General features: G+C 30.9%; 19 protein-coding genes, 1 tRNA gene and 1 pseudogene. 12 read left to right on the forward strand and 9 right to left on the reverse strand.

What is annotated here, in order from left to right; translation table 11 throughout:
- Positions 1-10: 10 nt before the first annotated feature.
- Both clpP and tig read right to left on the reverse strand, forming a co-directional pair.
- Positions 11-601 (reverse strand): ATP-dependent Clp endopeptidase proteolytic subunit ClpP, encoded by a 591-nt coding sequence (gene clpP / locus CLCT_RS07165; protein ID WP_087699173.1) that lies wholly within the window; start codon positions 599-601, stop codon positions 11-13.
- A complete protein-coding gene (tig, locus tag CLCT_RS07170; protein ID WP_012662168.1) occupies positions 601-1,920 on the reverse strand; it encodes a trigger factor in 1,320 nt (439 codons plus the stop codon). The genes clpP and tig overlap by 1 nt, the downstream gene beginning before the upstream one ends.
- A 109-nt stretch (positions 1,921-2,029) precedes the next feature.
- On the opposite strand from tig, the gene folE reads away from it, so the two are divergent.
- The 10 genes from folE (at position 2,030) to CLCT_RS07220 (ending at position 10,716) form a co-directional block, all read left to right on the forward strand.
- On the forward strand, positions 2,030-2,602 hold the full coding sequence (folE, locus tag CLCT_RS07175; protein WP_012662169.1) for a GTP cyclohydrolase I FolE: 573 nt from the start codon (positions 2,030-2,032) through the stop codon (positions 2,600-2,602).
- A complete protein-coding gene (gene fliI / locus CLCT_RS07180; protein ID WP_149062714.1) occupies positions 2,602-3,912 on the forward strand; it encodes a flagellar protein export ATPase FliI in 1,311 nt (436 codons plus the stop codon). The genes folE and fliI overlap by 1 nt, the downstream gene beginning before the upstream one ends.
- A 54-nt stretch (positions 3,913-3,966) precedes the next feature.
- Positions 3,967-4,455, forward strand: a complete 489-nt coding sequence (locus tag CLCT_RS07185) for a hypothetical protein (protein WP_039668921.1) — start codon at positions 3,967-3,969, stop codon at positions 4,453-4,455.
- A gap of 53 nt (positions 4,456-4,508) precedes the next feature.
- A complete protein-coding gene (locus tag CLCT_RS07190; protein WP_149062715.1) occupies positions 4,509-4,688 on the forward strand; it encodes a putative motility protein in 180 nt (59 codons plus the stop codon).
- A 77-nt stretch (positions 4,689-4,765) separates the two neighbouring features.
- Positions 4,766-5,911, forward strand: a complete 1,146-nt coding sequence (locus tag CLCT_RS07195) for a Cj0814-related protein (protein ID WP_149062792.1) — start codon at positions 4,766-4,768, stop codon at positions 5,909-5,911.
- Between the two features lie 122 nt (positions 5,912-6,033).
- Positions 6,034-7,212 (forward strand): NifS family cysteine desulfurase, encoded by a 1,179-nt coding sequence (locus CLCT_RS07200; RefSeq protein WP_149062716.1) that lies wholly within the window; start codon positions 6,034-6,036, stop codon positions 7,210-7,212.
- A gap of 10 nt (positions 7,213-7,222) precedes the next feature.
- Positions 7,223-8,194, forward strand: a complete 972-nt coding sequence (locus tag CLCT_RS07205) for a Fe-S cluster assembly scaffold protein IscU (protein ID WP_039668924.1) — start codon at positions 7,223-7,225, stop codon at positions 8,192-8,194.
- A gap of 82 nt (positions 8,195-8,276) precedes the next feature.
- Positions 8,277-9,437 carry a Na+/H+ antiporter NhaA gene (gene nhaA / locus CLCT_RS07210; RefSeq protein ID WP_039668925.1) on the forward strand — a complete coding sequence of 387 codons (1,161 nt, stop codon included), beginning with the start codon at positions 8,277-8,279 and terminating at the stop codon, positions 9,435-9,437.
- Positions 9,434-10,588: a Na+/H+ antiporter NhaA gene (nhaA, locus tag CLCT_RS07215; RefSeq protein ID WP_039668926.1), complete on the forward strand. Its 1,155-nt coding sequence runs from the start codon at positions 9,434-9,436 to the stop codon at positions 10,586-10,588. The genes nhaA (CLCT_RS07210) and nhaA (CLCT_RS07215) overlap by 4 nt, the downstream gene beginning before the upstream one ends.
- A 53-nt stretch (positions 10,589-10,641) precedes the next feature.
- Positions 10,642-10,716 (forward strand) — tRNA-Glu (locus tag CLCT_RS07220).
- Between the two features lie 195 nt (positions 10,717-10,911).
- Here the strand turns inward: CLCT_RS07220 and CLCT_RS07225 are convergent.
- From CLCT_RS07225 to CLCT_RS07250, 6 genes are read right to left on the reverse strand one after another with little or no spacing between them, the layout of a single operon-like run.
- The gene (locus CLCT_RS07225) at positions 10,912-11,538 is read right to left on the reverse strand and encodes a trimeric intracellular cation channel family protein (protein WP_039629140.1); all 627 of its coding nucleotides are present in this window, start codon (positions 11,536-11,538) and stop codon (positions 10,912-10,914) included.
- Positions 11,539-11,573: 35 nt separating this feature from the next.
- The gene (locus CLCT_RS07230) at positions 11,574-12,617 is read right to left on the reverse strand and encodes a Cj0069 family protein (protein ID WP_149062717.1); all 1,044 of its coding nucleotides are present in this window, start codon (positions 12,615-12,617) and stop codon (positions 11,574-11,576) included.
- A gap of 54 nt (positions 12,618-12,671) precedes the next feature.
- Positions 12,672-13,760, reverse strand: a complete 1,089-nt coding sequence (aroC, locus tag CLCT_RS07235) for a chorismate synthase (RefSeq protein ID WP_149062718.1) — start codon at positions 13,758-13,760, stop codon at positions 12,672-12,674.
- On the reverse strand, positions 13,757-14,425 hold the full coding sequence (rnc, locus tag CLCT_RS07240) for a ribonuclease III (RefSeq protein ID WP_149062719.1): 669 nt from the start codon (positions 14,423-14,425) through the stop codon (positions 13,757-13,759). The genes aroC and rnc overlap by 4 nt, the downstream gene beginning before the upstream one ends.
- A complete protein-coding gene (rnhA, locus tag CLCT_RS07245) occupies positions 14,418-14,858 on the reverse strand; it encodes a ribonuclease HI (RefSeq protein WP_149062720.1) in 441 nt (146 codons plus the stop codon). The genes rnc and rnhA overlap by 8 nt, the downstream gene beginning before the upstream one ends.
- Positions 14,855-15,817, reverse strand: a complete 963-nt coding sequence (locus CLCT_RS07250) for a hypothetical protein (RefSeq protein WP_149062721.1) — start codon at positions 15,815-15,817, stop codon at positions 14,855-14,857. The genes rnhA and CLCT_RS07250 overlap by 4 nt, the downstream gene beginning before the upstream one ends.
- 74 nt (positions 15,818-15,891) lie before the next feature.
- Here CLCT_RS07250 and dnaG point away from each other — a divergent pair, with 74 nt between their 5' ends.
- A complete protein-coding gene (gene dnaG / locus CLCT_RS07255; protein ID WP_149062722.1) occupies positions 15,892-17,676 on the forward strand; it encodes a DNA primase in 1,785 nt (594 codons plus the stop codon).
- Positions 17,677-17,742: 66 nt separating this feature from the next.
- Positions 17,743-18,726 carry an argininosuccinate synthase gene (locus CLCT_RS07260; RefSeq protein ID WP_039668933.1) on the forward strand — a complete coding sequence of 328 codons (984 nt, stop codon included), beginning with the start codon at positions 17,743-17,745 and terminating at the stop codon, positions 18,724-18,726.
- Between the two features lie 23 nt (positions 18,727-18,749).
- Here CLCT_RS07260 and CLCT_RS07870 read toward each other — a convergent pair.
- A pseudogene (locus CLCT_RS07870) lies at positions 18,750-19,130 on the reverse strand (methyl-accepting chemotaxis protein); the annotation flags it as partial.
- Between the last annotated feature and the right edge of the window lie 463 nt (positions 19,131-19,593).

Below are 19,593 nucleotides of genomic sequence, written 5' to 3' on the forward strand. Positions count from 1 at the left end.
ATGCTTTTCCTTATTTAAAACTTTTTTCCAAAACCTTATCAATTAAGCCATATTCCTTAGCTTCTACAGCACTCATAAAAAAGTCTCTATCAGTGTCTTTTTCTATTTTAGAGAGTTTTTGTTTGGTATTTTTAGCCAAAATATCATTTAAAATCGCTTTTAATCTTAGAATTTCTTTTGCTTGAATTTCTATATCAGTTGCTTGCCCTCTTGCTCCACCTAGTGGTTGATGGATCATAATTCTTGAATTTGGTAAAGCAAATCTTTTCCCTGGAGCACCGCAACTAAGCAAAAATGCACCCATTGATGCAGCTTGACCAATACAAATAGTACTTACATCAGCTTTAATATAATTCATCGTATCATAAATACTAAATCCACTGGTTACAACCCCACCTGGTGAGTTAATATAAAGATAAATATCTTTTTGAGGATCTTCAGCTTCTAAAAACAAAAGCTGAGCTACAATAGAAGCAGCAAGATCATCATTAATCTCGCCACTTAGCATGATAATTCTATCTTTTAAAAGTCTTGAATAAATATCATAACTTCTTTCGCCTCTGCTTGTTTTTTCAACCACATAAGGTATGTATGAGCTCATTATTTTTCACTTTCTTTTTCAGTTTTTTTCTTGTCATTTTTTTTGAAAATATCAGCAAAAAGTTTTTCTTCGATTAAAGACATTTTAATGGCAGGCAATGCACCTTGTTTTTTGTAATTATCTAGATGTTCTTGTGGATTAAAACCATATCTATAAGCTTCAAAATAAATCGCTTGGATTAATTCTTGATCACTTACTGTAACATTTCTAAGTTTTGCTAGCTCATCTATAATGAAAGTTAATTTTACGCTTTTTTGCGCATCTTCTTTAAAACTTTCTCTTTTTTCTTTATATTTAGCTTCATCTTTAAATTCTTTTAATTCTTCTTCGCTTAAATTTCTTAAAGAACTTCTAAATTGCATATCCGTTTCTTGTTCTACTATATTTTTTGGTAAAACAAAGTCAAATTTAGCTACCAAAGCTTCTGCAAATTGATTTTTAAGCTCATCGTTGATAAGTTTAAAGATTTTTTCATTTTTTAATTGCTCTTTTAATTTTGCTTCTAATTTTTCAACACTTGGCTCTTTTTCTTCAGGCAACAAGCTTTTTAAAAGCTCTTCATTTAATTCAGGTAGTTTAAGTTCTTGAATTTCATGTAATTTTACTTTAAATACCGCATCTTTACCTGCTAAGTGTGTTGCACCATATTCTTTTGGAAAAGTTACATTAATATCTTTTTCCTCACCTATTTTTAAACCAATCATACCTTCTTCAAATCCAGGTATAAATTGTTTTGAGCCAATTTCTAAAACATAATTTTGAGCTTTTCCACCATCAAAAGCTTTACCATCAACAAAGCCTTCAAAATCAAATTTTGCAAAATCACCTTCTTTTAAGGCTCTATCTTCTTTGATAGCTTCAGGAGTAGCAAATCTTTTTAATAATTCTTCTTTTTTTGCATCAATTTCTTTTTGAGTTACTTTTGGTGTATTATAAGTTGGAACTAGCTCTTCATATCCATCTAATTTTACTTCTGGTCTAAAAGATAATACCATTTGAGCCTCAATAGCACCATCTTTTCTATCAAATTTTTCAAAATATGGCTCACCTACTAAATCTTTTGCGTCTTTCTTAACTTCTTTTAAAGCACCATCTACAGCATTTCTTAAAAGATCTTGCTCCGCATCTCTTGTAAGCTCTTTTTCATATCTTTTAAGTATAGCAGCAACAGGAACTTTTCCTGCTCTAAAACCATCCATTTTCATAGTTTTAGACGCTTTTTTAGCTAATTTTTCAACTTCTGCTTTAATAGCTCCTTGAGCAATTTTCACAGTAGCATTTGCATTTGCAAAATCAATTAGTTTTGCTGTAACTTCCATAATATTTTCCCTTTTTAAATAAAATTTTTTGATAATATACCAAAATTTTCCTTATCACTTTATATAAAAATAAAAATATGTTAAAATTTTAATTTTTGATGGAGAAAAAATGCAAGAAAAATTTGAACAATCAGTAAAAAATATGTTAGAGATTATCGGGGAAAATCCACAAAGAGAAGGGCTTTTAAAAACTCCTACTAGAGTTTTTAAGGCTTTTGAATTTTTAAATAGTGGTTATAAACAAGATCCAAAACAAATACTAAATGATGCCTTATTTGAAAGTTCAAACAATGAAATGGTTTTAGTAAGAGATATAGAATTTTATAGTCTTTGTGAGCATCATCTTTTACCTTTTTTTGGGCGCGTGCATGTTGCGTATATACCAGATAAAAAAGTCGTAGGACTTAGTAAAATCCCACGTCTTGTAGAAGTTTTTGCAAGACGCTTACAAATTCAAGAACAACTCACAGAACAAATCGCAGAAGCATTAATGGAACATGTAGGTGCAAAAGGTGTTGGGGTGGTTATTGAAGCAAGACATATGTGTGTTGAAATGCGTGGGGTGCAAAAGGCAAATTCTACTACTAGCACTTCAGCACTAAGGGGTAGCTTTTTAAAAAGTGAAAAAACAAGAAAAGAATTTTTTACCTTAATTAACTCAGCAAAACAGGTTAGATTTTAATGGGTTTAGAAAAACTTCGTAGTAAAATTGCTTCACAAAATCTTACCAGTGTTTTTGGACAAATTACTAAAATTTCAAGCACTAGCATAGAAATAAATGGTTTAAAAACTAGCATAGGAGATATCATTAAAATAGTCTCTAGCGAGGATGAGAGTAAAGAAGCTATGGCTATGGTGGTAGAAGTAGATGAGAATTTAAGCTATTTGAGTCCTTTTGGCTTTGTGGAAGGTTTTAAAATAGGTGATCGTGCTTTTATTAATGATGCGGGCATGCAAATAGGAGTTAGTGATGAACTTTTAGGAAGAGTGGTTGATCCTTTTATGCGACCAAAAGATGGCAAAGGACCTATTGAGGCAAGTAAATTTATGCCTATTATGCGCGCACCTATTGATGCAATGAAACGAGGTTTGATAGAGGAAGTTTTTCCAGTAGGTGTTAAAACAATAGATGCACTTTTAACTTGTGGGGTAGGACAAAAGCTTGGGATTTTTGCAGGAAGTGGGGTTGGCAAATCAACCCTTATGGGCATGATAGTAAAAAATTCCAAAGCTCCCATTAAAGTCATAGCTTTAATCGGTGAGCGTGGTAGAGAAATTCCCGAATTTATACAAAAAAATCTTGGTGGTAAACTTGATGATACTGTCATCATCGTTGCAACAAGTGATGATAGTGCTTTGATGAGAAAATACGGAGCATTTTGCGCTATGAGTGTGGCTGAGTATTTTAAAGAACAAGGTAAAGATGTATTATTTATCATGGATAGTGTAACGCGTTTTGCTATGGCTCAAAGAGAAATAGGTCTAGCTCTAGGTGAGCCTCCTACAACAAAAGGTTATCCACCAAGTGTTTTAAGTCTTTTACCTCAGCTTATGGAACGTGCAGGAAAAGAAGAAGGCAAAGGCACCATAACAGCATTTTTTACCGTTTTAGTTGATGGAGATGATATGAGTGATCCAATAGCTGATCAAAGTAGATCAATACTTGATGGCCATATAGTGCTTAGTCGCGAACTTACTGACTTTGGAATTTATCCACCTATAAATATACAAAATTCAGCCTCAAGGGTTATGGGTGATATTATTAGTGATGAACATAAGCTAGCTGCTAGAAAATTCAAACGTTTAAATTCTTTGCTTAAAGAAAATGAGGTTTTACTTAGAATTGGTGCTTACCAAAAAGGCACTGATAAAGAACTTGATCAGGCTATCGCTAAAAAAGACTTTATGCAACAGTTTCTTAGTCAAAATCCTGAAGAAAGTTTTGAATTTGAAGATACTATCAATATGCTAAAGATGATTGATACGCAATAATTGGAATGATTTTTGCTTTTTTTACGATAAAAAGTCATGAAAAAAGGATGGATCATGTCAAATATAGCTTTTTTAGATCATCAACAAAGCTTAGGTTTAAAATACACTGATATTTGTCAAAATATCTTTGAAAGAGAAATTTTTACACATATGTTTTTAGAGTGTATAAGTTATCTTTTATTAGAAAATAAAGCTAAATTAAAATACTTAAAAATTATTAATTCAAAAGAAGAATTTATCGTTGAATTTAAAATCAACAATCAAAAAAAATCATTTATTATCAATGATAAAAAAATACTAAATGCAGAATTTAGTGCAAAAAGAATAACTCAAGATGAGTATGAAAGAGAAATCGCTAGAATTTATCAAATAGAAAGATATTTAAAAACACAAAGCAATCTTCAAAATTTTTCTAGCGAAATTAACGCTACCATGAAAAATCTTTTTAAAGATATGGATAAGTTTAAAAACTATATCGATATGCTTGAAGCAAAAGAAAACACTCACAATCACTACTTATCAAAAATTTATAATATAGCTTAATATTAATCAAACTTTGCCGATAATACTACCAATCCAAACAAAAGGAGTATGTTATGGGCGAAGTTATTAACAACCAAGCAAGTTTAATGCTTAACATTGCAACTACTATGATGAAAAAAACCATAGAAGCCAATGAAAATGCAGTAATGCAAGTACTTGAAGGCGTAAATGCAAACCCTGCTCCAACTACTACTCCTAGCACTAGTTCAGGATTGCTTGACATTTACGCTTAATTTTTCTCTTCGATTCAAAAATTTTGGCATAGCTTTTGCTTTTTTAAAGCTAAGCAATATTTTTGAAGAGAAGAGTTATGTTTGTAAATTCTAATGTCAATCCGTATCAGAATTTTGCAAATTATCCTTTTGCAAAGACTGGACACGCGGAAGAAAAAAAAGAAAATACTAATATTAAAAGTGATTTACTTGATATAAAAGGTTCTAATTTAGACTATGAAGTAAGTTATGCAAGCGAGTTTGGTTTTAGAATCAATGAGCAAGGTTTTTTTGAAAAAGATCTTAATAAAACAGCTGCTTTGCCTCTTGATTATGATATTAATATAAAAAGTATAAGAGAAATTTCAAAACAACTTATAAAGCTTGATGAAAATTTAAACTATAACAAAATAGACTTACCAAGACTTTTAAACACCTATCATAATACGCTAAAAACCATCAATCATGAATTTCAAAAAAATGATAATAATTTTTTAAGTAAAGCACAAATTTCAGAATTAAATCAAGGTTATAGCTATACTTATGAAGGAAAAATTTTAAAAGTTTATGAAAATGCCAAAAGTTTACAAAATGCAAAAGAAACAAATAAAAACCTAAATACCTTAATGCTTGATAATAAAATAGGAGACTTTGCATTCAATGCAAGCATTGAAAACACAGCTAGTAATCCTATCATAAGACCTTATCTAAACCGACAAGGCGAAGTTTCTAAAAGTGGATTATTGCTTAATTATATTTATCATGATTTAAAAGAACAAAATAATCAAAAGGCTAATTTCTTTTTAACTCCTATTGAGTTAGATATATCTTCTAATGTAAATTTTGAAAAACTCATGAAGGGTCAAATGAGTATGCAAGATTATCTAAGTGAAAGCAATAAAGAAAAAATGAGTTTTGATTTATATTTATATATCAATGGAGTAGATAAAAACAACACCACAGAAGATAAACTTTCAGTTTTCTTTCAACAATACATTAACTATCAACACAGTATTAACATGCAAGAATTTGCTAATTCAAGTTCTATTTATAGTCTTTATAGCGAACAAATTAGCAAAGATTTTGAAGCTTTAAAAAAAGAGTTTAATCAAAATGATTCTAATATCGATCTTGAAAAAATTAATACTCAAAAAGAACTTTTAGATACTCAATTTTTAGAAAATCGCAAAAGACAAGCAAGCATTAATAAAATTTTACACTCATATTTAAATGCAATGGCTTAACTTGTGCTAAAATAATAAAAAATTTTACATAAGTTAAATCCATTTGATTTAATGTTAAATTTAACATTTTAGTGTATATTAACAAAAAAGATAAAAATTATCCTAATTAAAGGAGTGTAATTTTGAAAGTATATTTAGATAATAATGCAACAACACAACTTGCACCAGAAGCTTATGAGCTTATGAAACCTTTTTTAAAAGAACATTATGGCAATCCAAACAGCCTTCATCAATGGGGTAGTGCAACCCACCCTGCTTTAAAAGAAGCTATGGATAAACTTTATGCGGGACTTGGGGCAAGTGATTTAGATGATATCATAATCACTTCCTGTGCCACAGAGAGTATTAATTGGGTATTAAAAGGTGTGTATTTTGATAGAATTTTAAATAGCGATAGAAATGAAGTAATTATTTCTAGTGTAGAACATCCTGCAGTAGCAGCTAGTGCTATGTTTTTAAAATCTTTAGGAGTAAAAGTCATAGAACTTGGCGTTGATCATGAGGGTGTTTCTAGTGTAAAAGATCTAAAAGAGGCTATTTCAGATAAAACTGCCCTAGTAAGCATTATGTGGGCAAATAATGAAACTGGTATGATTTTTCCCATAGAAGAAATGGCTCAAATTACTCATGAATATGGAGCATTATTTCATACTGATGCAACTCAAGCTGTTGGGAAAATCAAGGTAAATTTTGCAAAAGCTGGGGTTGATTTTGCTTCATTTTCTGCACATAAATTCCATGGTCCAAAAGGTGTAGGTGGACTTTATATTAAAAAGGATATAGAATTAACTCCGCTTTTACATGGTGGTGAGCATATGGGTGGTAGAAGAAGTGGAACTTTAAATGTGCCATATATTATAGCAATGGCAGAAGCTTTAAGAATTGCAAATACTATGCTTGATTTTGAAAACTCACACATTAGAAGATTAAGAGATAAATTAGAAGATTTAATTTTAGCTATGCCTGATACAAGCGTAGTTGGAGATAGATCAAGAAGGGTTCCTAATACCATCTTGGCAAGCATTAAAGGTGTAGAAGGCGAGGCTATGCTTTGGGATTTAAACAAAAATGGTATAGCAGCAAGCACTGGTTCAGCCTGTGCTAGCGAAGCACTTGAGAGTAATCCTATCATGGAAGCAATTGGTGCTGAAAATGATTTAGCTCATACTGCTTTAAGACTTTCTTTATCAAGATTTAACACAGAAGATGAAATTGATTATGCAGCAGAGCAAATAAAAAAAGCAACACAAAGACTTAGAGCAATCTCAAGTACTTATGCATATAAGCCTGAAAATATTTAAAGGATAAAAAATGGCAAAGAATAATTTAATTGGCGGATCAATTTGGGATGAGTATTCTCAAAAAGTACAAGATAGAATGAATAACCCTCAACATATGGGCGAATTCACACAAGAAGATGCACAAAAAGCAAATGCAAAACTTATTGTTGCGGATTTTGGAGCTGAAAGCTGTGGTGATGCGGTTAGGCTTTATTGGTTAGTAGATGAAAAAACTGATAAAATCATTGATGCTAAATTTAAAAGCTTTGGCTGTGGTACAGCAATAGCAAGTAGTGATACTATGGTTGATCTTTGTATAGGTAAAACCGTAGATGAGGCTGTAAAAATTACAAATTTAGATGTTGAATTTGCTATGAGAGATAACCCTGAAACTCCTGCAGTTCCACCGCAAAAAATGCACTGTTCAGTTATGGCTTATGATGTTATCAAACAAGCTGCAGCGCATTATAAAGGTGTTAATCCTGAGGATTTTGAAGATCAAATCATAGTTTGTGAGTGTGCTAGGGTAAGCCTTGGAACCATCAAAGAAGTAATTAAACTAAATGATTTACATACAGTAGAAGAAATAACGCAATTTACTAAAGCAGGTGCTTTTTGCAAATCTTGTGTTAAGCCTGGAGGACATGAGAAAAAAGATTATTATCTTGTAGATATTTTAGCTGAAACTAGGGCTGAAATGGAAAGAGAAAAGTTAAAAGATCAAAGCAAAACAGATATTGCTTTTGATGATATGACCATGGTTAAGCAACTAAAAGCAGTAGAGGCTGTTTTAGATAACGATGTGCGTCCTATGCTACATGGTGATGGTGGAGATTTAGAAGTAATTGATATTCAAAAAAGTGACAATAAAAATATAGATATATACATACGTTATCTTGGAGCATGTAGCGGCTGCTCAAGCGGGAGTGGTGCAACTTTATATGCTATAGAAAATATCTTACAAGAAGAACTTAGTCCAAATATACGCGTTATACCTGTTTAAGCAGTTTTTCTGCTTAAACTTTAAATTTCAAGCCTTTTTATGTTAAAATAACACCGTTAATAAAAATTTAAAAAGGCTATTTATGCAAAGACTTCAAACCTTTGTTAAAAGTGAAACTTTCCCCGGTGTTTTACTAATATTTTTTACCGCACTTGCACTAATTTTACAAAATAGTTCTTTAACGGATCAATATACCAACTTTTTAAATATTCCTTTTGGCTTTCAAGCTGGAAGTTTAGAAATTTTCAAACCTTTACTTTTATGGATTAATGATGGTCTTATTGCAATCTTTTTCTTTGCAATAGGACTTGAATTAAAATATGAAGTAACAAGAGGGCAACTCAATAGTATAAAGGCTATGTCTTTACCTGTATTTGCTGCACTTGGCGGTATGATAATACCTGCTTTGATTTTCGCGTTTTTTAACTATAAAGATCCTTTTGCTTTGCAAGGTTGGGCTATACCAACGGCTACTGATGTAGCTTTTGCTGTTGGTATTTTAATGCTTTTAGGCAAAAGAGTGCCTACTTCTTTAAAATTATTCTTACTTTCTTTAGCTATTTTTGATGATTTAGGCGCGATTATTGTAATTGCTTTATTTTATACAAGCGAACTTTCAGTTTTTGCTATGATTGCTGCTTTAGTATGTATTCTAGCGCTTTATTTGTTAAATCACTTCCATGTTACTAAAAAATCTTTTTATATCATCATAGCTATAGTATTTTGGATAAGCATGTTAAAAAGTGGGGTGCATGCAACTTTGGCAGGTGTGATTACTGCTTTATTTATACCACTTCAAACAAAAAGTGGTGAGTCTTTTTTAAAAGAAATAGAACATGACTTAGCACCTTGGGTGAGTTATTTCATCTTGCCTATTTTTGCTTTTGCCAATGCAGGTGTTGATTTAAAAGATATGGATCCAAGCTTTATGTTTTCTTCGGTTAGCTTAGGTATTATTTTAGGATTATTTTTAGGAAAACAAATTGGAGTATTTTTATTTTCATATATTAGTATAAAACTAGGACTAGCAAAACTTCCACAAAATGTTAATTTCAAACAACTTTACGGGGTTTGTATACTCACAGGTATAGGTTTTACTATGAGCTTTTTTATAGATGGCCTAGCTTATCAAAATAGTGATATTTTTGCATATTCAGACAAACTTGCAATTTTAGTAGCTTCATTATTAAGCGCTATAGTTGGATATGCTTACTTAAAACTTATTTATAGTTTTAAAAAATGAAATTGAAAAGTTTCCAAAACTTTTTATCATTTGAAATTTTAGGAGGATTGTTGCTTTTATTAGCAACGATCTTTGCCTTGCTACTTAAAAATAGTCCTTATGGACAACACTATATGGATTTTTTAAGTGTAGAAATGGGTGTAAAAGTGGGTGCTTGGGAACTTTTTAAGCCTTCTTTATTGTGGATCAATGATGGCCTTATTGCAATCTTTTTCTTTGCCATAGGACTTGAATTAAAAAAAGAATTTGTTCAAGGAGAGTTTAAAACTCTTAGTAATATCACCCTACCCTTAATGGCTGCTATAGGCGGTATAGTTGTGCCTGCTTTGATATTTTGCGCTATCAATTTTAACGATGCTTATGTTTTAAAAGGTTGGGCTATACCTACTGCAACTGATACTGCATTTGCTCTAGTTATACTTGCAATGCTAAAACAACGCATACCAAGTTCTTTAAAAATATTTTTAGTATCTTTAGCGATTTTTGATGATGTAGGAGCTATTTTAATCATTGCTATTTTTTATACAGGAGAGCTTTCTACTTTAGCTTTTTTTGTTGCCTTTTGCTGTATTGTAGGTTTGTTTTTACTCAATCGCTTGGGCAATGAAAGAAAATCATTTTATTATATACTTGGAGCATTGCTTTGGCTTAGTGTGTTAAAAAGTGGAGTACATGCAACTTTAGCGGGTATCATCACAGCTTTATTTATACCTGTATTTACAAAAAACAACCATGCTTTATTAGAAGAAATCGAGCATGGTTTAAAATTTTGGATAGCTTTTATAATACTACCACTTTTTGCTTTTGCCAATGCAGGGGTTGATCTTTCAAAAATTGAAGCACATATGCTATTTAGTGGTGTAAGTGTAGGGATTTTCTTAGGCTTGTTTATTGGAAAACAACTAGGTGTATTTGGCTTTGCCTACATGGCAATTAAATTTAAATTTGCAAAACTACCAAAAGATGCTAATTTTAAACAACTCTATGGAGTTTGTATACTCACAGGTATAGGTTTTACTATGAGCTTTTTTATAGATGCTCTTGCTTATGAGGTAAGTGATATATTTAATTTTGTGGATAATTTTGCTATTTTGCTAGCTTCCTTAGCTTCAGGTGTATTTGGTTATTTTTATCTGCGCTTTGTAAAATAATTAAGTTTTTTTTAAATTAAATAAGATATAATTTCATTTCTTATTTAATGTTTGGCCCATTCGTCTAGCGGTTAGGACATCGCCCTTTCACGGCGGTAACACGAGTTCGAGTCTCGTATGGGTCACCACTTTTAAACTTCTAATTACAAAAACATTATAAATAGCAATTTTTCACAACTAAGCTTAATTTATACCAATCATCAAATAAATATTCTAAAAGTAAAAAATATAAATAAATTTTTACCTACTGACAAGATTGTAATATTTTATGAAAATATCATAGATAATAAGGCTTATCCTTTAAGAGTTTATAAGATAAAATTTCAACTTTCTTTGTTTTCTCCATCCTTAAAAGAAAATATAGGCAAACTTAAACCATAATATATAGCCAAAAGTCTTGCTATGGTTCCTACAATCAATGAAGCAAGAATCACCCACAACTCATCTACACCTAAAATATACAATATATAATACAAAGCACCTGTTAATATAGCAACACCTGCATAAATTTCTTTTTGAAATACAAGTGGTATTCTAGCACACAATATATCTCTTAATATCCCACCAAATACACCAGTAATCACAGCTGAACTCACAGCTACTATAAAACCATACCCCATTTGTATTGCAATTTGTGCACCTAAAACACTAAAAACAACCAAACCTATAGCATCTAAAATCAAAAAAAGTTTTTCAAGCCTTATAACATATTTGGCAATTTTTGTTGTAATCATAGCTGCAACACAAATTAAAATCACATATTCAGGAGTTTTAATCCAAGTTAGCGGATGATGATCAAGTAAAATATCTCTAATAGAACCTCCGCCAATAGCTGTTACTAAAGCTATAAATATTACTCCAAAAAGATCCATTTTATGCCTTCCTGCAGCAATAGCTCCTGTCATCGCATCAACAGTAATTCCGATAATATAAAGTATAGTTAAAAGCATAATGAGCTTTAAAAAAACCCTTGTTAAAACAAGGGTTAATTTTTACTTACAATACTAATGATATTTTGAGCTACTTTTTTAGCAATAGGCTCAACAAATTCAGCAGGAGAAGTAAATCCTACACAAGAGCAATTAATCTCACCTAAAACATATTTATCTTTACCATTTTCATCTGTATCTAAGATAAAATCTGCTGTCCAAATCAAAGGAATATCATAATTTCCAAGTTTTGAACGAATTTCAGGTAAGGTTGCTAAAAACCAATCTACCAATTCTTGCCAATCTTTTGGCTCATCATATCTATATTTTGCACCTGAGAAAAGCGTAGCAGAGAATGCATCAGCACCTTCTGCAGGCTTTTTATGCACTACATAAATTGGAGTATGATAAAGCATTAAAATTCTAATTTCACCTTCTTTAATACGCGGCAAGAAAGTCATATCTACAAGCATACCATTATCACCTATAATGTATTGCTCACAAAAATCCATAAACTCACCAAGTTCTCTTTCTTCTGTGTGATTATCTTTTGCTTCTGTGCATTTGATTTTTGTACTCAATGGTACGCTCACAGTTCCTGCTGGTAGCTCATCTATCAATCTCACACGCCAAATTCCCTCACCTGTTGAGCCACGATTTTGTTTTAAAACCCTCTCACCCTTTGCTAAAGTTTTTGGGAAACTTTCTTTAAAAGTTTTAATATCATAATATGCATAAGTATCTTCAGGTACTAAAGCTGTTTTATTAAGCTTAGTAAGTGCATCTTTAGCGCCATATCCTATCATCGCATCAGGATGAGGCATACCTATAACTCCATTTGCACAAAGTTTTCTGAGCATATCAAAATACTCATTTTCTTCTTTTAAATTTCCTGGGTTGATTCTAGAAACATAAGCATCAGCATTGTTTTTTACATATTCATAAATTTCATCTTTTTTCTCTACTTCAAAAAAGATAACTTCAGCATTCCAACCTTGTCCTTTTAAAGCATTTACCATAGGCATAGTATCTTTTCTATGGCCATCCTCACCTTTATCGCTACCACCTCTAACTTCAAAAAACACAATATTTTTTTTCATATTTCTCCCTTTTTAAAGATATTTTATCATCATATCTAAATAAGTATTAAATTTTTATTTATTTTTTACATAAACTCGTTGTAAATTTTGCAAATTTGAACTTGTATTTAAAAGCAAAGCATCAGCCATGCAAATTGCCACCATAGCATTTACTACAACACTACCTCTTATACCCACACAAGGATCATGTCTACCTTTTAACTCATGTATAATATTTTCCCCTTGAATATTTTGTGTTTGTTGGGGTAAAAATATAGAAGGGGTTGGTTTAAAATATGTTTTTATATCGATAAAGTCCCCATTAGAAATTCCGCCTAAGATCCCACCGCTATGATTGCTTAAAAACATCCCATCTTTTAGCTCATCATTATTTTCGCTTCCATATATATAGCTACTTTGAATGCCACTTCCTATTTCTATAGCTTTAACCGCATTTACCCCCATAATTGCATGAACAAGTTTAGAATCAAGCTTATCATACAAAGGCTCGCCTAAACCTATGATAGGATTTTTTACTCTAGTAAAAACTCTAGCACCTATGCTATTTTTAGCCTTTTTAGCTTTTAAAATTTCATCTTTAAAACTTTGCTCTAAATTTTTATCTAAAGCATAAACTTCACTATTTTTAGCATAACCAAAATCAAACTCACCATTGCTGAGTTTACTATCAATACTTCCTACTCCAAAAACTCCGCTCATTATCTCTATGTCAAATTCTTTTAAAAGCATTTGTGCCACAGCTCCTGCTGCTACTCTTGCTACACTTTCTCTAGCACTAGCTCTTCCACCGCCTCTATAATCTCTAATGCCATATTTGTGATAATAAGTAAAATCAGCATGCGCGGGACGAAATACATCTTTTTCATAATCTTTTGAGCGTGTGTTTTCATTATACACCAAAACACTTATAGGGGTTCCTGTTGTATAACCCTCAAAAACCCCACTTAAAACTTGAGCTTTGTCTTCTTCTTTTCTAGGAGTGCTAAATTTATTTTGACCTGGTTTTCTTTTATCTAGCATTTCTTGTAAAAAATCAAAATCAAACTTCACTCCTGCTGGCATACCATCTATCACACAACCTATAGCTTGACCATGAGATTCGCCAAAGCTTGTAAATTTAAATCTTACTCCAAAATTATTCATAGTTTTCCTAATTTCTCAAGTGCAATTTTAGCACATTGTTGCTGGGCTTCTTTTTTACTACCTGCTGTAGATCTTGCTACTTCTATACCTTGAATTTTTACTGCGATTTCAAATTGCTTTTTATGATCAGGCCCAAAAGCTTTCACCACTACATACTCAGGTGTGCCTGCCATATTTGCCTGCGTGATTTCTTGAAGTCTTGTTTTATAGTCTTTAAATAAACTTTGTGTGTCAATATGTGGATAAACCTCATTAAGTAAATTTAATGCTATATTTTTGGTTTTTTCAAAACCTATTTCTAAATACAAAGCCCCCATTAGTGCTTCAAAAGCATCAGAAAGTATAGAAGGCTTATTGCGTCCATCGTTATTTTCTTCTGCAATAGACATAAAAATACATGCTCCAAGATCAAGTTTTTGCGCTAAGGTTGCAAAAGATTTTTCATTTACCAAAGCTGCTCTAAGCTTAGAAAGATTTCCTTCTGAGTCTTTTTGAAATTTAAAAAACAAAAACTCTCCTACCACTAAATCCATTACAGCATCACCCAAAAACTCTAATCTTTCGTTATTGTAAGGCTTTTTGTAACTTTTATGCGTCAAAGCTTCGATGAGTAATTGCTCATTTTCAAAATGATAATTTAGTCTTTCTTGAAGTTTTTTAAGCATTTATCGACCTTTCTTCTTGGAGCTTTAAGGCTGCATTTCTTGCTAATTCATCACAACGTTCATTTAACTCATGACCATCGTGCGCTTTGATCCAAAAAGCAGTTATTTTATGATCTTTAGCTACATTTAAATACTCTTTCCAAAGATCAATATTTTTTTTACCTTTAAAGTCTTTTTTTACCCAACCTTCAAGCCATTCATTAATACTTTGAACCATTAAATTTGAATCTGTGTATAATTTCACATCGCATGGTTCTTTTAAAGCTTTTAAAGCTTCTATAATGGCCATTAACTCCATGCGGTTATTTGTTGTATTCTCACATGCTCCACTTTGTTCTTTTTGATAATTTTTATAAGTTAAAACATAAGCCCACCCTCCAAAACCAGGGTTATTTAAACAAGAACCATCAGTATAAATTTCAATATTTTTCAAGCTTTTACCTCATAATAAATCTCACATTTTCCAAATTCATAACAAAATGGACAATGATAAAAAAACAAAAGACTTTGATTTTTACAATTATTACACACATAAGTAAAGCTAAGATTTGCATTTAGTTTATTATCGTTTAAAATTTTTAAAATTTTTAGTTTATGATTTTTGATAGGAATAGCTTTTGTACTTAAATTTTTTGCATAAAAAAACTCATGGTATTTTTCATCTTCAAGATTAAGCGGATTTTTACATTCATTAAGCAAATCAATGACATTTTCAAATTGAGGCATTTGAGTAAGTTTATCTTTATAATGCAAAAAGCAAAGTCTTAAAATATACTCATTATCTTTACTCAAAACTAAAATTTCTTTTAGTTTTTGTTCTTGCTCTTTAGAACTTGCTTGAATTTTTAAAGCTTTTATCAAGGCTTTTTCTGCGTATATATTTTCTCCTAGCTCAAACAAACACTCTAAAACATCCAAAACCTTATCATAATCTTTGAGTTTTAAATAAACAATTTTTAAAAGTTTTAGGCTTTCTTTGTTGCGTGCTTTGATTTTTAAAGCATTCAATAAAGCTTCTACGCTACGCTCCAAAAATCCTGCTTTTAAATAAACTTGTGCTAGTGAAAAAAAGATAAATTCTTTTTGGCTTGCCTCACTTACTTTTTGCAAAGCTATGAGATAAATCCCCACAGCTTTTTCAAATTCACCACTTTTAGTAAAAATTTGAGCTAAGAAATTTAAATTTTCTATGCTTAAATTAGCATTTTTTAAAATTTGTTGATGTGTAGAATTAATTTCAAATTTTTTTACAAAACGATCAAGTTTACTTTTTTGGTCTTTACTTGCAAAAATACGCCATATATAATGTGAGCTAGCTATGATAAAAATCAAAGCAGTTAAAACAATAAGACCAAATAAAGGATCGCGATATTCTACAAAGAAAAAATCCATAACCTTGCAACTTAATTTTCAAATTTATAACAATTATAGCTAAATGCTTATATAATTTTCTTTAAGGTTTAAAGATGATAGAACAAGCAAGTATAGAACAACTTTTACAAAAAACAGATATTGTTGATATTATAGCTCATTATGTTGAAGTGAAAAAACAAGGCTCAAGCTATGTTTGCGTTTGTCCTTTTCATGATGATAAAAATCCTAGTATGCATATTAATTCCATTAAAGGATTTTATCATTGTTTTGCATGCAAGGCTGGGGGTAATGTTTTTAGATTTGTAATGGATTATGAGAAATTAAACTTTGTTGAAGCGGTGGAAAAAGTTGCTTCATGGAGTAATTTTTCGCTTACTTATACCTCACAAAAACAAGATAATAAAAAATCCATCATTCATATCTTGCCTACCCTTAATGCTTTTTATAAACAAAACTTAGCTAAAAACAAAGAGGCTTTAGCTTATCTTTATAAAAGAGGCTTAAATGATGAGGATATTAGAACTTTTGAGCTAGGCTTTGCACCAAGTTCTAATGAAACACTAAGACTTTTACAAAATGAGCAAATCACTCAAGAAGAAGCTCTAGAGGTAGGTGCGATAAAACAAAATGAAAATGGTACTTATGCAAGTTTTATCAACCGCATTACTTTTAGCATTTATGATCATAAAAATTTACTCATAGGCTTTGGTGGTAGAACTTTAGATGAAAACAATATGGCAAAATACGTTAATTCTCCCCAAAGTAAACTTTTTGATAAATCACGCGTTTTTTATGCGCTCAATTTAGCAAAAGATGCTATTTATAAACAAAAAGAAATGATAATTTGCGAAGGTTACATGGATGCTATAGCCTTTCATAAAGCAGGATTTAAAAATGCTGTAGCGATTTTAGGAACAGCTTTAGGCGAAAATCACATACCTTTAATAAAAAGATTACAAGCCAGAGTGATCTTATGTTTTGATAATGATAATGCTGGGCTTAATGCTGCTGTGCGTTCAGCACATTTACTAAGTTTAGCAAAAATTGATGGAAAAGCGGTCTTAATAGAAGGTGGGAAAGATCCGGCTGAACTCGTAGCAAGCCATCAAGAAAAATTACTTTTTAATATTTTAGAAAAAGGTATAGAGTTTGGAGAATTTTATATAAGAAGTTTGATTGCAAGTTGTGATTTAAACTCAGTACTTAGCAAACAAAAAGCCTTAGAAGAGGTGCAAAAATACACTTTTAATCTTGAACCTTTAGTAGCGAATTCTTACACTGCTTTAGTAGCAAATCTTTTGGGTGTAAATACTAATGATATTAAGCTTTCTAAAAATACAAGAAAAATAAACTTCACTAATCCTATCAAACAAAGTAAAATTAACAGTATAAGCGAGCTAGAGCTTTTGAAATTTTTATATGAAAATAATGAAACCATAGGACTTTTTAAACTTTTAAGTGCAAAAGAATATTTTTTACACCAAGATATCACTAAAGCTATTTTAGAACAAAAAAACTTTGAAGATCCTAACATAAGAGAGCTTTATGAGTTTGAAAATATCCAAAATTTAAGCAATTTAGAAGAATTTTTATATGCCATTTGCAAGATCAACCTTGCTTATTTTAATAAATTAAAAAATTTAAATTTAAAACAAGCCTTTAAAAAACAAATTTATAATTTACTTAATCAAAATTTAGAAAAAATCAAAAAAAACTATCAGAATGATGAAATTTTTTTAAACCACTTAATAGAAGTTTTAAAAAGTGTGCATTTTTTAGATGATGAGGAAAGTTTGGAATTATTTTTAAATAGATTGCAAAAAAATATCAAAGATAAAAAAATAATTCATTATGACTTTGAAGAAGAAGTTTTTTAAATAAAAACTTGTACAAAAATTAAAAAATATTCATTACAATATGTCGAAAAATTTCGAAAGGAAAAAATGAAAGCATTAGCACTTTTTAGTGGTGGACTTGACTCTATGCTTGCTATAAAACTCATAAGCTCTCAAGGCATAGAAGTAAAAGCCTTAAACATAAATATAGGCTTTGGTGGTACAAGTGATAAAAGCGAACTCATGGCAAAACGCGCTGCTATAGCAGGAGCTAGTTTTGAAATGATAGATGTAAAAAATGCATATTTGCAAGAAGTTTTATTTAACCCTCAATATGGATACGGAAAACACTTTAACCCTTGTATAGATTGTCACGCTTTTATGTTTAAAACCGCTCTTTCTATGTTAAAAGATGAAAACGCAAGCTTTATCATCACAGGGGAGGTAGTTGGTCAGCGTCCCATGAGCCAAAGAAATGATGCTATGGTTAAGGTAAAAAAACTGGCTCTTGATGAAGAAGATTTGATCTTACGTCCAATGTGTGCTAAAAATTTGCCTTTAACCAAACCTGAACGTGAGGGTTGGGTTGATAGAGAAAAGTTAGAAAACATAAGCGGAAGAAGCAGAAAAAGACAACTTGAACTTGCCGCTCAATTTGGTTTTGAAGATTTTGAAAGTCCAGGTGGTGGATGTTTGCTCACACTTGAGAGTTTTTCAAATAAAATCAAAGATTTTATTAAATTTGATAAAAATATGCAAGTTAATGATGCGCAACTTTTAAAATATGGACGCCATTTAAGACTTCCAAATGGATCTAAAATGATAGTAGGTAGAAATGAACTAGAAAATCAATTTTTAAAAGAATTAAAAACTCAAAAATACGAAGAATTAAAACTTTTTGATTTAATAGGTGCTTATTCTTTGGTGGATGAGAACATCAATCCACAAGATCTTGAACTTGCTCTAAGCATAGCACTAACTTATGCTAAAACTCAAAATAATACAAAATACAAAATAGGCTTTAAAGATAAAATTTTCCAAAGTATGGCTTTTGAAGATAAAAATAAAATTCAAGAATATTTTATAAATTAAACTACCCTTTAAAGGGTAGTTTTTTAAAATTTCTTTCTTCTAACCTCTGCTACAATATCAGCTGACATAGAATCAACTTCATTAGCTACAGAATTAGTCGCATGAGCAATTTGTGAGTTTTCTTTAGTTAAACCATCAATTACTGAAACAGATTGATTAATTTGTGAAATTCCTAAAGCTTGTTCTTTAATACTCTCACCCATTTCATTAATAGATTGAACTAAGATATTAGTATTAGCTTCTATTTCACCTAAAGACTTTTGAGTTCTTTCTGCTAGGTTTCTAACTTCATCAGCAACAACAGCAAAGCCACGTCCATGTTCACCTGCACGTGCTGCTTCAATAGCTGCATTTAATGCAAGTAGATTAATTTGATCTGCTATATCTCTAATAACATCGGTTACATCTTTAATATCACTACTTTGTTTAATAACCTCTTCAGTTCTTGCTGCTACTGCATTCATAGAAGCACTCATTTCTTCAACCGCAGCTGCACTTTCTTGTAAAGAATCAGCTTGTTTTTGCGCACCATCATTAAGTTTTAAAACACTCTCTTTTAAAGAATCGGCCTTAGTTTGAAGCATTTCACCTTGTTTTAATGAAGCTTGAAGCATTTTTCTAATCTCTGCACCTACTGCATTAAGTGATTTTTCTATCTCACCTTCTGCATTTTCAAGTTTATCTGAAAAATCAAGATTTTGAAAACTTGCAAATACTCTTTCTATTTCATTTAAATCTTTACCAATTTTCATCTGCATATCATCAAGCATTTTATTCAACACTTCTTTTAAATCTATAAGTTTTGGATTTATAGGATTTGATTCTATTCTTTGAGAAAAATATCCTTTTTCTATCTCGCGAGAAACT

The sequence above is a fragment of the Campylobacter lari subsp. concheus genome, assembly GCF_008245025.1.
GTDB classification, from domain to species: Bacteria; Campylobacterota; Campylobacteria; order Campylobacterales; family Campylobacteraceae; genus Campylobacter_D; species Campylobacter_D concheus.

What these genes read in the sequence shown, in the direction of transcription:
- dnaG (WP_149062722.1), top strand. Translation starts at nt 15,892, where the DNA reads ATGATAGAACAAGCAAGTATAGAACAACTTTTACAAAAAACAGATATT.
- CLCT_RS07250 (WP_149062721.1), bottom strand. Translation starts at nt 15,817, where the DNA reads ATGGATTTTTTCTTTGTAGAATATCGCGATCCTTTATTTGGTCTTATT.
- CLCT_RS07190 (WP_149062715.1), top strand. Translation starts at nt 4,509, where the DNA reads ATGGGCGAAGTTATTAACAACCAAGCAAGTTTAATGCTTAACATTGCA.
- clpP (WP_087699173.1), bottom strand. Translation starts at nt 601, where the DNA reads ATGAGCTCATACATACCTTATGTGGTTGAAAAAACAAGCAGAGGCGAA.
- aroC (WP_149062718.1), bottom strand. Translation starts at nt 13,760, where the DNA reads ATGAATAATTTTGGAGTAAGATTTAAATTTACAAGCTTTGGCGAATCT.
- nhaA (WP_039668926.1), top strand. Translation starts at nt 9,434, where the DNA reads ATGAAATTGAAAAGTTTCCAAAACTTTTTATCATTTGAAATTTTAGGA.
- fliI (WP_149062714.1), top strand. Translation starts at nt 2,602, where the DNA reads ATGGGTTTAGAAAAACTTCGTAGTAAAATTGCTTCACAAAATCTTACC.
- rnc (WP_149062719.1), bottom strand. Translation starts at nt 14,425, where the DNA reads ATGCTTAAAAAACTTCAAGAAAGACTAAATTATCATTTTGAAAATGAG.
- CLCT_RS07205 (WP_039668924.1), top strand. Translation starts at nt 7,223, where the DNA reads ATGGCAAAGAATAATTTAATTGGCGGATCAATTTGGGATGAGTATTCT.
- CLCT_RS07225 (WP_039629140.1), bottom strand. Translation starts at nt 11,538, where the DNA reads ATGCTTTTAACTATACTTTATATTATCGGAATTACTGTTGATGCGATG.
- folE (WP_012662169.1), top strand. Translation starts at nt 2,030, where the DNA reads ATGCAAGAAAAATTTGAACAATCAGTAAAAAATATGTTAGAGATTATC.
- CLCT_RS07230 (WP_149062717.1), bottom strand. Translation starts at nt 12,617, where the DNA reads ATGAAAAAAAATATTGTGTTTTTTGAAGTTAGAGGTGGTAGCGATAAA.
- tig (WP_012662168.1), bottom strand. Translation starts at nt 1,920, where the DNA reads ATGGAAGTTACAGCAAAACTAATTGATTTTGCAAATGCAAATGCTACT.
- CLCT_RS07260 (WP_039668933.1), top strand. Translation starts at nt 17,743, where the DNA reads ATGAAAGCATTAGCACTTTTTAGTGGTGGACTTGACTCTATGCTTGCT.
- CLCT_RS07185 (WP_039668921.1), top strand. Translation starts at nt 3,967, where the DNA reads ATGTCAAATATAGCTTTTTTAGATCATCAACAAAGCTTAGGTTTAAAA.
- CLCT_RS07195 (WP_149062792.1), top strand. Translation starts at nt 4,766, where the DNA reads ATGTTTGTAAATTCTAATGTCAATCCGTATCAGAATTTTGCAAATTAT.
- nhaA (WP_039668925.1), top strand. Translation starts at nt 8,277, where the DNA reads ATGCAAAGACTTCAAACCTTTGTTAAAAGTGAAACTTTCCCCGGTGTT.